Origin of the sequence: Bacillus sp. FSL W8-0183 (genome assembly GCF_038006825.1) — a bacterium.
In the GTDB taxonomy this organism is placed as follows: Bacteria; Bacillota; Bacilli; order Bacillales; family Bacillaceae; genus Bacillus; species Bacillus altitudinis.
Genome location: NZ_JBBOVY010000001.1, coordinates 1,351,043 through 1,364,181, shown reverse-complemented (window position 1 = coordinate 1,364,181; position 13,139 = coordinate 1,351,043). Strand labels below are relative to the sequence as shown.

12 protein-coding genes are annotated in these 13,139 nt (G+C 43.1%); 2 read left to right on the top strand and 10 right to left on the bottom strand.

What is annotated here, in order from left to right:
- Positions 1-187 precede the first annotated feature (187 nt).
- Positions 188-1,012 carry a pyrroline-5-carboxylate reductase ProG gene (gene proG / locus NSQ64_RS07150; protein ID WP_061418776.1) on the bottom strand — a complete coding sequence of 275 codons (825 nt, stop codon included), beginning with the start codon at positions 1,010-1,012 and terminating at the stop codon, positions 188-190.
- A gap of 169 nt (positions 1,013-1,181) precedes the next feature.
- Here proG and NSQ64_RS07145 point away from each other — a divergent pair, with 169 nt between their 5' ends.
- A complete protein-coding gene (locus NSQ64_RS07145; protein WP_047945973.1) occupies positions 1,182-2,501 on the top strand; it encodes a S1C family serine protease in 1,320 nt (439 codons plus the stop codon).
- Between the two features lie 241 nt (positions 2,502-2,742).
- Here NSQ64_RS07145 and NSQ64_RS07140 read toward each other — a convergent pair whose 3' ends face one another.
- Positions 2,743-3,693 (bottom strand): ring-cleaving dioxygenase, encoded by a 951-nt coding sequence (locus tag NSQ64_RS07140; RefSeq protein ID WP_025207212.1) that lies wholly within the window; start codon positions 3,691-3,693, stop codon positions 2,743-2,745.
- A 329-nt stretch (positions 3,694-4,022) separates the two neighbouring features.
- Here NSQ64_RS07140 and NSQ64_RS07135 point away from each other — a divergent pair, with 329 nt between their 5' ends.
- Positions 4,023-5,348, top strand: coding sequence for an APC family permease (locus tag NSQ64_RS07135; protein ID WP_341015765.1), 1,326 nt, complete (start codon positions 4,023-4,025; stop codon positions 5,346-5,348).
- Between the two features lie 13 nt (positions 5,349-5,361).
- Here the strand turns inward: NSQ64_RS07135 and NSQ64_RS07130 are convergent, their stop codons facing one another.
- The 8 genes from NSQ64_RS07130 to pdhA all read right to left on the bottom strand — a co-directional run bounded on the left by NSQ64_RS07130 (position 5,362) and on the right by pdhA (position 13,024).
- Positions 5,362-5,691 (bottom strand): hypothetical protein, encoded by a 330-nt coding sequence (locus NSQ64_RS07130; RefSeq protein ID WP_024719605.1) that lies wholly within the window; start codon positions 5,689-5,691, stop codon positions 5,362-5,364.
- A 63-nt stretch (positions 5,692-5,754) separates the two neighbouring features.
- Positions 5,755-6,711: a sugar-binding transcriptional regulator gene (locus tag NSQ64_RS07125; protein WP_007498849.1), complete on the bottom strand. Its 957-nt coding sequence runs from the start codon at positions 6,709-6,711 to the stop codon at positions 5,755-5,757.
- 92 nt (positions 6,712-6,803) lie between these two features.
- Entirely contained in the window at positions 6,804-7,589 is a 786-nt protein-coding gene (locus NSQ64_RS07120) for an SDR family NAD(P)-dependent oxidoreductase (protein ID WP_072367659.1), read from the bottom strand.
- Positions 7,567-8,262, bottom strand: a complete 696-nt coding sequence (locus tag NSQ64_RS07115; RefSeq protein WP_335352669.1) for an SDR family NAD(P)-dependent oxidoreductase — start codon at positions 8,260-8,262, stop codon at positions 7,567-7,569. The genes NSQ64_RS07120 and NSQ64_RS07115 overlap by 23 nt, the downstream gene beginning before the upstream one ends.
- A gap of 31 nt (positions 8,263-8,293) precedes the next feature.
- Positions 8,294-9,676, bottom strand: a complete 1,383-nt coding sequence (gene lpdA, locus NSQ64_RS07110; protein ID WP_096881316.1) for a dihydrolipoyl dehydrogenase — start codon at positions 9,674-9,676, stop codon at positions 8,294-8,296.
- 12 nt (positions 9,677-9,688) lie between these two features.
- Positions 9,689-11,011 (bottom strand): dihydrolipoamide acetyltransferase family protein, encoded by a 1,323-nt coding sequence (locus NSQ64_RS07105; protein ID WP_144678895.1) that lies wholly within the window; start codon positions 11,009-11,011, stop codon positions 9,689-9,691.
- 17 nt (positions 11,012-11,028) lie between these two features.
- Entirely contained in the window at positions 11,029-12,009 is a 981-nt protein-coding gene (locus NSQ64_RS07100; RefSeq protein ID WP_026050078.1) for an alpha-ketoacid dehydrogenase subunit beta, read from the bottom strand.
- A 31-nt stretch (positions 12,010-12,040) separates the two neighbouring features.
- Positions 12,041-13,024, bottom strand: a complete 984-nt coding sequence (pdhA, locus tag NSQ64_RS07095; RefSeq protein WP_048001645.1) for a pyruvate dehydrogenase (acetyl-transferring) E1 component subunit alpha — start codon at positions 13,022-13,024, stop codon at positions 12,041-12,043.
- Between the last annotated feature and the right edge of the window lie 115 nt (positions 13,025-13,139).

Below are 13,139 nucleotides of genomic sequence, written 5' to 3'. Positions count from 1 at the left end.
CCATCCCCCTTTAATTAAACTTAAAATTTGTGTATATTTTTCTAAATTTTCTAAAAAATTATATGAGAACTTGATTGATTTTTCAATACAATGTCTGAAAATAAGGAAATTAGACTCAGGTAATACAGGTCAAAAGAATTGATGCGAAAGGATTTATTTTACAGAAAAAACACCACTAGCTATGTCTTTAGTGGTGTTTGTCTGCTTCATCGATTTGCGATTTTAGCTGCGCATATTTTTTCATCGTTTGTGTAAACAAGTCATCGAACATTTGCGGTGCCTGCTGCTGGATGACTGCAGCGCCTTCTCCTGTAATCCCGCCTTTTGTTGCGACCCTATTCACCGTTTCAGCAAATGTCAGTCCGTGTTCAACAAGAACTTGTCCTGTACCGAGCAGCGCATATGTTAAAAATTCATAGGCTTCTTCTAAAGAAAGCTCACTATTCCGAACAGCGGCTCTCGCCATTTCTTCAAAGATTGCTGCAATAAAGCCCGGAGAAGAGCTTGTCAAATTACTCGCCGCATCAAACCGGTCCTCTTCCACTTCCCTGACGATACTAAAAGCTGAAAGCAGCCGGTGGAGTCGTTCTTGTGCCTCCTGTCCAGCAGTTTCACCATGCGCCACAAGGGATACACCCGTCCCTACGGCTGATGTCAAAGTGGGAATGTATCTAGAAACCGGCTGATTCGTATGTTGCATTAATTTGTCTAACGTGACAGCCGCTGCCACTGATACGATATGAAGAGATGTCTTTGCGGGGCTCAGCTGATCTAATACGTCAAGTACAGCAAGCGGTGGTACACAAACAAACACGACATCACATGATGCAGAGATGTCATCTAAAGAGCAAATGTTGACATGCTGGTTCTTCTCTTTCAGCTGTTGCAGCCGCTCCGTTTCACTTCTTGTATGGATCATAAACTGACTGGCATGAAGTACTCCTTTGTCCAGCCATTTTTGTACCATCATATCTGCCATGCTTCCATATCCAATGATTCCAATAGTCTCCACAGTTTAATCTCCTCTATTTTGCTTAGATTCACTACTTATTTTAACAATTTCCCACAATGTTTTCATTTTTATCCCACACTTTTTTCTTACGATAAAGTCAGTATCCACCACATACGGTCAATCACCTTAAACACATACATGTAAAAATCGATGAAAGAGAGTGATCTTGATGACACATCACAAAGATGAAAAACACACTTCTTATGAATTACAAACCATTGAACAGCCGAAAAAAAAGCAGAAGAAGCCAAGTGGCTGGCTGAAGCCATTTGTCAGCGGGATTGTAGGAGGTACGTTAGCGTTAGGTGTTTACGTTCTAACTCCATATGCTCAGCATTCAGAAAATAGTTCAACTGATTCGTCAACGAAAACAGCCGCTGTATCGACAAATGATACAAGTACAAATTCGTCAAAAACAACAGCGTCACAAACATCGAATTCGACCAGCAGTATTTCAAGTATGGTCGAAAACGTATCACCAGCCATCGTCGGCATTACAAACTATCAAACACAAAGTCAAACAACCACAGATTTTGGCGATATGAACACACCTTTTGATGGATCACAGCAAAATCAAAACAGCAGCAGTCAAGAACAAGAAAGCGGTACCGGATCAGGGGTTATTTTCAAAAAATCCGGCAGTAAAGCCTATGTATTAACAAACAACCATGTGATTGAAGGAGCAAATAAATTAACAGTCTCCTTGCATAATGGCAAGACGGTAGCAGGAAAAGTGGTCGGTTCTGATCCGCTGACTGATCTTGCTGTCGTGGAAATTAGCAGCAGCGGCGTTACAAAAGTCGCTGAACTTGGAGACTCCTCATCCCTTCGTGCAGGAGAAACCGTCATCGCAATCGGAAACCCGCTTGGTGAAGATTTATCAAGAACAGTGACACAAGGAATTGTCAGCGGTGTCGATCGAACAGTTTCTATGGATACATCAGCTGGCGAAAGCAGTATTAATGTCATTCAAACAGATGCCGCCATTAACCCCGGTAACAGCGGCGGACCGCTTTTAACAACAGACGGAAAGGTTGTGGGGATCACCAGTATGAAAATTTCTGAAACAGGTGTGGAAGGTATCGGGTTTGCGCTCCCAATCAATGATGTCAAACCAATTGCAGAGCAGCTTCTCACAAAAGGAAAAATCGAACGACCTTATATCGGTATCAGCATGCTGGATCTCGAACAAGTACCAGATGCTTATCAGAAGGAAACGCTTGGACTGACAAGCAGTCAGCTGGATAAAGGCGTGTACGTAAAAGAAATCGCTGCTGGCTCACCTGCTGCAAAAGCTGGATTAAAGGCAGAGGATGTCATCACCGCCATCAATGGCAAAAAAGTGACAACCGGCAGTGAATTACGCCACGAGCTTTACACGAATGCAAAAGTAGGAGATACCATCAGCATCACACTCGTTCGTAATGGAAAAGAAGAAACAAAACAAGTGACATTAACACAATCTGAATCAAAGCAAGTCAGTTCTTAACGAAAAAAGCAGCTCATAAAAATTGAGCTACTCAGCGTGTAGACAAACCCTCGCATTCTTTGTCAGTCCTGCGCGCTGGTACTCACGAATGTCAAATTCGCTCCGTAAAAGTAGCTGTCCTTCCTTGACTGCAAAGATTTCTATCACACTGAAAAGAAGACAAAGGGCTAAAATAAAGTTCATTTTAGCCCTTTGTCAACAATCTAAGCAGCTCATAAAAATTGAGCTGCTTTTTTCATGTTCACTTGATTGGGACCAATCTTTGTTCAATTTCTGCTCGTTTGTGCTCTAAAAATGGTGGAAGTGCTAATTGATCACCAAGTTCATCCACGCTTTCATCCACTGTAAATCCCGGACCGTCTGTTGAGATTTCAAACAAAATGCCGTTTGGCTCTCTAAAATATAGGGCTTTAAAATAAAAACGTTCTACAACACCAGAGTTGGTGAAACCGGCTTTGGCTATTTTATCATGCCATTTTTCAAGCTCTTCTGCGTCCGCTACACGAAAAGCTACGTGATGAACACTCCCTCTACCAGATCGCTCAGCAGGTCCTTCTGCTTTTTCAATGACATGAATCTCTGTTCCAGCTCCGCCTTGTCCTGATTCAAAAATCGTCACGATTTCCCCATCATTTGATTGTTCACGTGCTTTTTCTGTGAAACCAAGGATGCTCGTTAACACACTGATCGTTTTATCTGCTTCTGCGACTGTTAATTCTACTGGTCCCAAACCTCTGATCGCAAAATCAGCAGGAATCTCATCATGCACTGGCGGCTTCGCTCCATCTTGCACGCTTGGTTCTACAGTCAAAAACAGCTGCTGCCCTTCTGGATCTGTAAATTTCAAAGCAGGTCTGCCACCTCTTAAAGAAGCTGTTTCTTTCTTTACACCTTTTTCTTCAAAGCGCTTTTCCCAAAAGGTGAGTGCTTCTTCTGAAGTGACAATCAAACCTGTGCGTGAGATCGCATTTGTTCCGTCCAGCCGGCGGGCGAGCATCGGTATTTCAAAAAACGTCAGCTCTGTACCAGGTGAGGCGACTTCATCTCCATAAAATAGATGATACATCGATGGATCATCTTGATTGACTGTTTTTTTTACCAGTTTTAAGCCAAGGATTTGGCGGTAGAAATCAACGTTTTTCTGAGCATTTGCTGTTAGTGCTGATACGTGGTGAATCCCATTTATTTTCATTGTGTTCACTCCTATTATAAAATATCTCGAATTCAAGATAATATCCTTATGAATAAAATAGGTCATTTTAGAAGAAAAGTCAACCATTCGACTGCATCTTTATTGGATGTTCGGTTTTCGCCCATTAAATTAACATTACATCAAAAATATTCTTATATTGTTCGCTTTTAAGATAACATTCATCCTAATATCTCCAATAAATGAACACTTTTAAATACAAATACGAAAATCAGAAAATTTTTTTAATTCTTGTTTTCCTAAAATCGTATTACAATGAACAAAATACATGTCACAGTAACGTACGAAAGTGATGCAGGAGGTCGTGTGTAATGAACAAAGAACAACCAGCGTTAAAACAAGACATCGGCTTATTTTTTGCCCTATCTCTTGTCATCGGAACAATTATTGGATCTGGCGTTTTTATGAAGCCTGGCAACGTCCTTTCTTATTCAGGAAGCTCAGACATCGCCTTATTCGCATGGCTGTTAGGCGGGATCTTAACCCTTGCAGGCGGACTCACAGTCGCTGAAATTGGTACGCAAATCCCACGTACTGGTGGTTTATATGCCTATCTTGAAGAAGTATACGGTGAATTTTGGGGCTACTTATGTGGCTGGGTGCAAATTATTATTTACGGACCAGCGATTATTGGTGCTCTTGGTCTTTATTTTGGTTCATTATTAGCTAATTTATTTTCTCTTTCTTCTTTATGGGCTACAACGATTGGCATTATCACCGTTCTTTTTTTATGTGTGATCAACATCATGGGAACGAAATACGGTGGCTTTGTCCAAGGACTGACCACGATCGGAAAGCTTGTTCCAATTGCAGCAATTATTGTGTTTGGCTTATGGAAAGGAAATGAACATATTTTCACAGCCGTCAATGAGAGTATTGCACAAATGAACTTCGGTGCAGCAATTTTGGCGACATTATTTGCCTATGATGGCTGGATTTTGCTTGCAGCGCTTGGCGGTGAAATGAAAAATCCAGAGAAACTGCTTCCTCGCGCGATGGCAGGCGGTATTTTAATTGTCACAGCATGTTATCTCTTTATTAACATCGCCCTTTTGCATGTGTTACCAGCTGATCAAATCGTTCAACTAGGTGAAAATGCAACAAGCACAGCTGCTACAATGCTCTTTGGTCCAATTGGCGGTAAAATTATTAGTATCGGAATCATCATTAGTATCTTTGGCTGTTTGAATGGAAAGGTTCTTTCGTTCCCGCGTGTCATTTTTGCGATGGCAGAACGAAAACAAATTCCATTTGCCAAAGCCATTTCACGCATTCATCCTACTTTTCAAACACCTTGGATCGCTGTATTTGTACAGATTTTGATTGCCATTGTGTTTATGATCGTCAGTAATCCCGAGAAGCTGTCAGAAGTTTCGATTTTCATGATTTACATCTTTTATGTGATGGCCTTTTTCGCTGTCTTTAAGCTAAGAAAACAAAACAGGGGAATGAAGCGCGCTTATAGCGTACCACTTTACCCGCTCACACCGATCATTGCAATTATCGGCTCTTTCTTTGTCTTAATCAGCACCATGATCACCGATTGGCAAAGCTGCCTGATCTCCATGCTGATCGGCATTGCTGGACTGCCGATTTATTACTACATGAAAAAAACACAAAATAAAGCAGAGCGCTAAGACAGCCTCTGCTTTATTTTTTATATTGCTTAATGACCTTATAAGATTCGTTTAAATATCTCATCAGCCGGTATGGCTTACTTAAAACCCGGATGGGGAGTCTTGAAATAAATCCATTCAGATTCGCCTTATACTCCTGCGTCATCCGCTTCGGCTTTGTGGCAATTTTTTCATACACTTCTTTGTAAAATTCCTTCATGATGTCGACTTGCACACTGATCTTCTGATGACACTCTGTACACTCAACGCTTTTCATCTGATCATTCACATAAACGATGCTGTGGAGGGTCTCTTCTTGGCACCGAGTACAGTGTAGGTTTGCTTCCATTTCGGTTTGCTTCAAGATACACAGCTCCTTTCTCGTTTGATGTTGCTCTTTTTATACAATACGATGGCTGTCAGCTGTTTATTGGACAGATGCTTCCTTTAAAATAGCTGCCGCAGTCAATTCATCGGTGACGAGCACCTGAATAAAGCCGCCGTTTAAAGCCCCTAAAATACTTTCAGCCTTATGGGTTCCTTCCACAACTGCGATGACTTTTTTCACGCTCTTTAATTGTTCTAACGATAATCCAATCACCTTTTGGTTCAGCTCATCTTGGACTGGTTTCCCTTCCCCGTCAAAGAAACGAAAACCAATATCACCAACAGCTCCTGATTGCCTTAAACCAGACAAATCCTCTTCTTTTAAATAACCGACTGTTTTCAATGTAGAGCCTTTATGCGGATTCCCAATACCGATCAGGGCAATATCAACATTTCTGCCTTCTTCAAGCACAGCTTCTATGTCCTGCATCGCCATCAGCCGCTCTTTTAATTCTTCTGTTTCTAAAATCGCAGGTGCATATAAATAGGAGCACGTACCATTCATCTTCTTTGCCAGCTCATATGCCAGCTGATTCGCGTGAATGTCGACCGCCTGCCTGCCCATTCCGCCCTCTAAAGGAATGACTTTGACATCGTTTCTTCGCTCAAATGGATATTCCTTCACTAGCTCGGCAAGTGTGGTTCCCCATGAAATACCGATTTTCTCAGCGCCTTTCATGTTTTTAGAAAGATAATAGGCGCCCGCTTGACCGACTGCCCGTTTGACCATCTCAGACATTGTCCCGACACTTGGGACAACGACAGCATCCGTTAATTGAAAGGTCGTTTCCAGCTGCTTTTCAAGTTCCACTGTATGAATACTTTCGTCTTTAATGTACACTTCAACGATTCCCACATCTTTTGCTTTTTGTAAGAGCTTTGAAATGACTGGTCTTGAGACATTGAGCTTTTTTGCAATCTCCTGCTGCGTCCACCCGTCTGTATAATAAAGATGAGCAACCTTGACGAGCTGTCGTCTTTCTTCCCAATTCAGCATGTGACATCATCCTTTTAATATACTATGATTACCAGTATACCAAACATTCGTTTCTAATTGGAACAATTGTTATGAAAATAAAAAAAGAGCGATTAACTCTCCGCTCTTTTTCCCTCGCTATATTTAGGCTGATACGTTCTCCCGCCATCTAATAAGAGTATCTGTCCGTGCAAATAGCTTCCCTCGTCACTTGCGAGAAATAAAGTGACTCCAGCAATATCTTCTGGTTTTCCTAATCTCCCGATAGGAATAAGTGATCGAAGCTGACTTTTCTCAAGCTCAGTCGGATAGAGCGTATCAAGCATCTGAGATTCAATGACGCGCGGTGCAATGACATTGATGCGGACATGATGGGAACCCAATTCCTTTACAAGCGAACGCATGAGACCAAATGCCCCGGCTTTTGACGCGTAATACTGGATGCCGCCGCCAGAGCCTGTTATCGCAGATCCTGATCCAATAATGACAACGCTGCCTTCTTTCCGCTCACATAAATAGGGTGCTAATGCTTTGATGCAGTAGAAAAGACCATATAGATTCACAGCCAGTGTCTTTTTCCAAAGTGAAAAATCAACCTCTAAAAAAGGAAGGGATTTCGTCATTCCTGCTGAATAGACAAGATGCCCAATGCCACCCAGCTCTTTTTCAGCTGCTGACGCCATTTGCTGAACACTTTCCCACGATGAAACGTCAGCTTGGAACGTCAGCAGCTGAGGATGCTGTTGTTTTAAAAGCGAAAGTCCCTGTTCATCTATATCTGACACAGCTACACGATGCCCTTCTTTTAAAAAACGCTGAGCAATTTCTTTGCCGATTCCTTGGGCGCCACCTACGATGAGAACTGGTTTTTGTTGATTAGCCAGCGCTCTCACCCCCATCGAGCATAATCGCTGCTCCATCTGTAAATGCACCGTACGACGTACTTAAGAAAACCGTCATATGAGCCACCGTCTCCTTGATTTGCTCTTTGTCAGGAAGCAAATGGAGAGGCGGCGGAAGTAGTGCCAATACCCGGATGCCTTTGTCTTTAAATTCGCGCGCTAATCCTTTTGTCATGGCATTCAACATACTATTTGATGTAGCATGTGAGATCCCGCCATCACCTGTTATGCTGCCTGATGAGGAAATATTAATGATGCAGCCCTGCTTCTGATCCATCATATGCCACACAGCGGCTTGACTGGAAAGAAAGACTGTATTTACGGATCTTTCCACTTCATCGACCCATATCTCAGGACTTACGTCATCAATCTCCTCATCTGCTTTTTGCTCGGCTTGATTGACTAAAATATCAAGCTTGCCGCATGTATCGATGACTTGTCTTAGCATAAGCGTAGCATCACGCGGTGTCTCAAGCGGATTGATGACAACAGTCGATTGGCCGCCTAATTTTTCAATGTCTTCGCTTATCGACTTTGCTTTTGATTCATCACGAAAAGCGTGTATGAAAACATGTGCACCTGCCTGGGCCAAAGCTAGGCAGATGGCTTCTCCAAATCCATCTGTGCTATCTGTCACAAGTGCCACTTTCTGATGAAGCTGGACGTGCACACGGATCTCCTCCCTATCCCTTGTTTGGCATTTATTTTCTCAGCTTACTCACAATATCAAGAGCTGCTTCATAAAAGCCTTCTGAGATGGTTGGATGCGGATGAATCATTTTGGCCATCTCTTCAGCTGTTCCTTCTAAATACATAAATGAAGAAGCCTCTGATATCATCTCCGTTACGTGCGGACCAACCATTGTAGCGCCAATGACTTCACCATATACGGTATCGTACACGAGTTTAATAAAACCGGTTTGAACACCTGCTGCCAACGCTTTTCCACTTGCAGCTAAATCAAATCGCTCTGCCCGTACGTTCAGCCCTTTGGCTTTTGCCTCTTTCTCAGTCAGTCCCACACTCGCTACTTCTGGCAATGTATAAATACATCTAGGAACGATGTCGTGATTCATTTTTTCAGGCTCGCCGCATATATTGCTAACCGCAACAGCTGCCTCTGCCATCGCCGCATGAGCGAGCTGATAGCCGCCGGCTACATCTCCAATTGCATATACACCTTCAACACTTGTCTTCATCTCGTCGTTTACTTTAATAAAAGGACCATCCAGCTGAAGATCAAGCTGACTGACAGCAGAGACATTTGGTCTTCTTCCGACGCAAACTAGCAGTCTTTCAGCCGTAAAGATGTGCGTCTCTCCTTTATCGTCTGTCGCATGAATCGCTTTGACTCCTTCACTTTCTGTTACCTCTGTCACCGTCGTTTTCTTTGCGATATGGATGCCTTTTTTCTTCAATTCTTTTTCTAGTAATTTCGACGCTTCTTCATCTTCCTGCGGAATAATCGACGGAGCGGCTTCTATAATGGTGACTTTTGATTGGAGACTCTGGAAGATGCATGCCAGCTCAAGACCAATTACACCCCCGCCAATAATGACGACAGATGCAGGAATATCTGGGATGTCAAAGATCGTATCACTTGTGTCAAATTGAATCTCTTTGAGCCCTGGAATAGGCGGAATAGCAGGTGATGAGCCAGTGGCAATGATCAGCTCTTTTGTTTCAATCGTTTCTGATCCATCTTGTTTTTCAATGTCAATACGATTTTTTGTCACAGCTGTGCCTCTGCCGTTATATACATCAATCTTTCCTTGCTTTAATAAAAAGGCGATTCCGCCCCTGAGTTTTTCGATGACATCATCTTTACGTTTTCTCATTTTATCGAAGGAAAGAACCATCTCACCTGTTTCGATTCCCCAGCTTTTTGCTTTCTCAATGGATTCAATGACTTCTGCATGTTTGAGCAGTGTCTTTGAAGGGATACAGCCTCGATTTAAACAAGTCCCCCCTAGAAAATCCTCTTCAATCAATGCAACTTTGTGTCCACGTTCAGCGGCTTGAAGGGCGGCAGTGTATCCGCCAGGCCCTCCGCCAATGACTGTCAGATCATACGTTTTTGTCATCCGATTCATCTCCTACATTAGCAATTCAAATGGTTGTTCAAGCACTTTTTTAAGGTCTGTTAAAAAGGCTGCTGCTGGTGCACCATCTACCACTCGATGATCAAATGATAAACTGACGCCCATCATTGGCCGCACCTGAATTTCTCCATCGATCACTACAGGTTTTTCTTGAATGCGTCCAACACCTAAAATCGCCACTTCCGGCTGATTAATAATTGGGGTAAACGTGTCAATGGCATACATCCCTAAGTTACTAATGGTAAATGTAGACCCCTTCAACTGGTCTGGCAGCAGCTTTTGATCGCGTGCATTTCGACCAATTTCTTTTGCTTCTTTTGTGAGCTGTTTCAGCCCTTTTTGATTTGCATGAGAGATGACCGGAACCATTAAGCCGTCTTTCACAGCAACCGCAAGACCAATGTGCACATCCTCATGGAAATGGAGCTCATTTTGTTCAAACGTCATATTGATTTGCGGATGGCGCGTGAGGACACTGCTGACCGCATGGATGATGATTTCTGTAAACGACAATCTGTAGCCTGTCTCTTTTTCAATCGCTGGGAGCAGCTGTTTGCGCACTTCTTTTGCTTTTGTCATATCAATTTCACTTGTTAATGTGACGTGCGGCGCTGTAAAGGCACTTTGTGACATGCGATCTGCGATCACTTTTCTCATCCCGGCTAGTTTTTGTGTTCTCACTGGAGCAGCCTCTGCCTTTTGTGCGCCTGCTGCTGTCACATCACTCTTCATGATTTTTCCGTGAGCGCCAGAACCAGCAACATTCGCTAAGTCGATTCCTTCACGAGCAGCCATTTTTCCTGCAAGTGGTGATACGCGCTGGCCTTCCTCGTTCGTGTGAAGGGCCGCTTCGACATCCCGTTTTTGAATTCTGCCTTTTGGTCCTGTACCAGATACTTCGTGAATGGCTACTTGGTGATCTTTTGCCGTTTTTCTCGCTGCAGGTGTTGCGCGTACTTTCTCACCCACCGCTGGTTCAACTTCAGTCGAAACAGATGGTTCAGATGGTGATGACGTTCCGCTGTCTTCAGAAGATGCTTCTTCTGACTGCGCTGGCGGCTCGCTCGGTACCTGCTCATTAGCCTCTCCGATATATCCAATGACAGCATTAACTGGAATCTGATCATCTGCTTCGTAATATTTCTTTAGAAAAACGCCATCATCATAGGCTTCAACCTCGATATTGATTTTGTCTGTCATAATCTCAAATAGAGGCTCACCGATTTCAACCGAATCTCCTTCTTCTTTAAACCATTGAAGCAAGGTACCGATCTCCATCGTACTGCTTAGCTTCGGCATAAATATCTCTTTTGGCATGATCTTCTCCCCTTTACTTAAGAGCGCACGAGCTCTTTTGCTGCTTCAATAATATCTGGCACTTGTGGAATGACTGCTTTTTCCAGCGTTGGGTTGTACGGTATTGGGACGGCAAGACCGCCAAGTCGTTTAATAGGTGCATCTAAATAGTCGAAGGCTTCACTTTCCGCTATCATACTGGCAATCTCTCCGCCGTAGCCGCCTCGTTTCACTGCCTCATGCACAACGATACATTTGCCTGTTTTTTTCACAGATTCAATAATGGTTTCTTCATCTAATGGGACAAGCGTTCTCGGATCAATGATCTCGACATCGATTCCTTCCGCTTCTAGTTCCTTCGCTGCTTCAAGCGCTTTGTGCACCATAATGGCTGTTGCGACAATTGTGACGTCCTTTCCGCTTCTCTTCACATCCGCTTTCCCTAAAGGAATCGAATACTGCTCTTCTGGTACTTCACCGATTGTTTTATATAAAAGCTTGTGTTCATAGAAAATGACAGGGTTGTCATCATCCATTGCTGCTTTTAAAAGTCCTTTTGCATCATAAGCTGTTGAAGGCTGAACCACCTTTAGTCCAGGAATATGAGCCATCCACGCTTCTAAGCTTTGGGAGTGCTGCGCTGCGGCACCTGTCCCAGAACCTGCTGGTGTTCTGACAACAAGCGGCACCTTCCCTTTTCCGCCAAACATGTAACGTGTTTTCGCTGCTTGGTTTACAAGCTGATCCATTGCAATTGTAATAAAGTCAGAGAATTGTAGTTCTAAAATCGGACGCATCCCTGTCAAAGCCGCTCCGACTGCGCCTCCTGCGATGGCAGCCTCTGAAATCGGCGTATTGCGGACGCGTTCTGGACCGAATTCCTCGATCATCCCGCGCGTGACACCAAATGCGCCACCGTATACGCCGATATCTTCACCTAAAATGAAGACATCTTGATTTTTTCTCATTTCCTGACTCATTGCTTCTCGAACGGCTTCTAAATATGAAATCTCTCTCATTGTCGTGTTTGTCAAGTGATTCCCCTCCTAATTAGGCGTATACATCCTCTAATAGTGTGTCAATTGATGGTTCTTTACTATTTTTCGCAAATTCAACAGATGCCTCGATCTCTTGTTTCGCTTCTTCTTGTAAACGAGCAGCCTGCTCTTCTGTCAGAACATCTAGCTCCATTAAGAGTGACTTAAAGCGTTTAATTCCGTCTTTTTGTCTCCATTCTGTCTCTTCTTCACGTGTACGGTATTTTTTCGCATCACTCTTAGAGTGACCCTTCCAGCGATACGTTTTCATTTCAATGAGTGATGGACCTTCTCCAGCTCTTGCACGGCTGACCGCTTCATCTACTGTGTTCATAATCTCAACCATGTCATTTCCATCAATCGATTTTCCTGGGATTCCATAGCTTTCTGCTCTTGTTGAGATGTCTTCAATGTTGATCATTTCTTTCACAGGACCAGACATGCCGTATTGGTTGTTTTCACAAATAAACACAACAGGTAAATCCCAAATGGAAGCAAGATTCAGCGCTTCATGGAAGCTGCCTTCATTTGTGGCGCCGTCTCCGAAGAAACAAAGGACCACAAAGCCTTCCTTTTTCATCTTGGACGTGAGCGCCGCACCTGTTGCAAGCGGAATACCGCCGCCAACAATCCCATTTGCCCCAAGGTTTCCTTTTTCTAAGTCGGCAATATGCATGGAACCGCCTTTTCCTTTGCAGTAACCTGTTTCACGTCCGAACAGTTCAGCCATCATTTTATTGACCTCTGCACCTTTTGCAATACAGTGACCATGTCCGCGGTGTGTACTGACAATCTTATCTTCATCCTTTAACACAGCAATAGATCCAACAGCCGATGCTTCCTGTCCAACACATAAATGGGTCGTTCCATGGATTAATCCTTTAGCAAAGAATTGATCGACCTTTTCATCAAAATATCTTACTAACCACATTTGTTTATATAAATCTGCTAATTTCTCATGACTAATCTGTTCAGGCAAAGTGATTTGTTTTTGCATTTCTTCTCTCCCCTTTACATTTGTTCTTATGTGTTACATTTGTAATTATCATACGTTTAACTCTCATTGAAGTCAAGCATTTCCGTTTATTTTTTAAGCGTTTTCATTTTTTTCA